The 1,114-nt window shown below is 67.2% G+C and carries 3 protein-coding genes; 2 read left to right on the top strand and 1 reads right to left on the bottom strand.

Features of this window, described 5'->3' with window-relative positions; translation table 11 throughout:
* A partial coding sequence (locus ACWGO6_RS19150; protein ID WP_452327688.1) for a hypothetical protein occupies nt 1–470 on the top strand: 470 nt, incomplete at its 5' end.
* On the opposite strand, the gene ACWGO6_RS19145 is transcribed toward ACWGO6_RS19150, so the two are convergent.
* Nucleotides 467–568: a hypothetical protein gene (locus ACWGO6_RS19145; RefSeq protein WP_452327689.1), complete on the bottom strand. Its 102-nt coding sequence runs from the start codon at nt 566–568 to the stop codon at nt 467–469. The genes ACWGO6_RS19150 and ACWGO6_RS19145 overlap by 4 nt on opposite strands.
* On the opposite strand from ACWGO6_RS19145, the gene ACWGO6_RS19140 reads away from it, so the two are divergent.
* Complete coding sequence (locus tag ACWGO6_RS19140; RefSeq protein ID WP_452327690.1) at nt 519–998, top strand: hypothetical protein; 480 nt, start codon at nt 519–521, stop codon at nt 996–998. The two genes, ACWGO6_RS19145 and ACWGO6_RS19140, sit on opposite strands and share 50 nt — an antisense overlap.
* The last annotated feature ends 116 nt before the right edge of the window (nt 999–1,114 follow it).

The following is a 1,114-nucleotide window of genomic DNA, read 5'->3' as shown; positions in this document are numbered from 1 at the left end:
TCGCGGGCCTTGCGCTCCTCTTCGCGCACCGCTTCGACGGCCTCCTCTTCGCGAGCCTGCGCCTCGGCGACGTCGGCCGCCGCCTGCTTGAGCTGGTTGCGAAGGGTCGCGAGTGCGGCGTCGACCTCACCCTTGTCGTAGCCGCGGAAACCGACGGTGAACGCGCCCTGCTGGTCACGGGGTGCGGTCTCGATCAGCTGGTCGAAGAAGTCCGGCGAGGGATCAGAGCTTTACGGGTCGGAATCGAAGGTGGGGTCGCTGCTCATGGCGGGCCTTTCGATGGGGAAGAAGAAGACCGGTCGCACTTGCGCTCGATCTCCACTCGTGCTGTCCTCTGCACAGACAAAGACACCGGCACAGGCCGGGCATCATGCATGCAGCCCCAAGTCGTTCCCCCGCGCGGCAAAGATAGCGACAGAGAGCCCGGGCATACGCCCGGGCTCTCTGCCTTGCTTCTTTGCGAGTGTTAGCTCACAGCTTCCTCCTGCACCTCGTCTTCGTGCTTACGGCGCCGGGCGATGAAGAACATCACCAGACCACCCAGGCCGAGTGCGAGAGCAGCTGCCATCGCCCAGCCCACGGCACTGGAGTCGAGACCGGTCTTCGCCAGGTCATCGTCCCCAGACCCCGACGCGTTCCCCGAAGCCGAAGCATTCGTCGAAGCCGAAGCATTCGTCGAAGCCGAAGCATTCGTCGAAGCCGAAGCATTCGTCGAAGCCGAAGCATCCGTCGAAGCAGAAGCATCCGTCGAAGCAGACGTGCTCGCCGATGCCGAAGCATCCTCCAGCCCCGACGCATCCGTGGTCGCGTCCGCGATCGCCGCTGCCGAAGCCGCCGCCGTCGCATCACCGTTCGCCGCAGCAGACGCCGCGCCGTTGGTGTTCGACGAGTTGTCACCGTTCGCTGCCGCCTCTGCTGCAGCCTGCGCTGCCGCGTCAGCTGCGGTCGACACATCCGCCGACGCCGCCGTGGAGGCATCCGCGTTGGCTGCCGCCTGAGACGCTGCCGCTGCGGTCACGTCCGCTGCCGCGCTGGCCTGGGTGGACGCGTCCGCGTTCCCCGCAGCAACCGCTGCCGGGTTCCCGTTCGCATCCGCCGCCGCCGACGCCGCCGC

It is taken from the genome of Microbacterium sp. NPDC055665 (assembly GCF_053618035.1).
This window is presented reverse-complemented; position numbering and strand designations above follow the sequence as displayed.

Excerpts from the sequence above, each read along its gene's own strand:
- ACWGO6_RS19140 (WP_452327690.1), top strand. The coding sequence starts at position 519 with ATGAAGAACATCACCAGACCACCCAGGCCGAGTGCGAGAGCAGCTGCC.
- ACWGO6_RS19145 (WP_452327689.1), bottom strand. The coding sequence starts at position 568 with ATGGCAGCTGCTCTCGCACTCGGCCTGGGTGGTCTGGTGATGTTCTTC.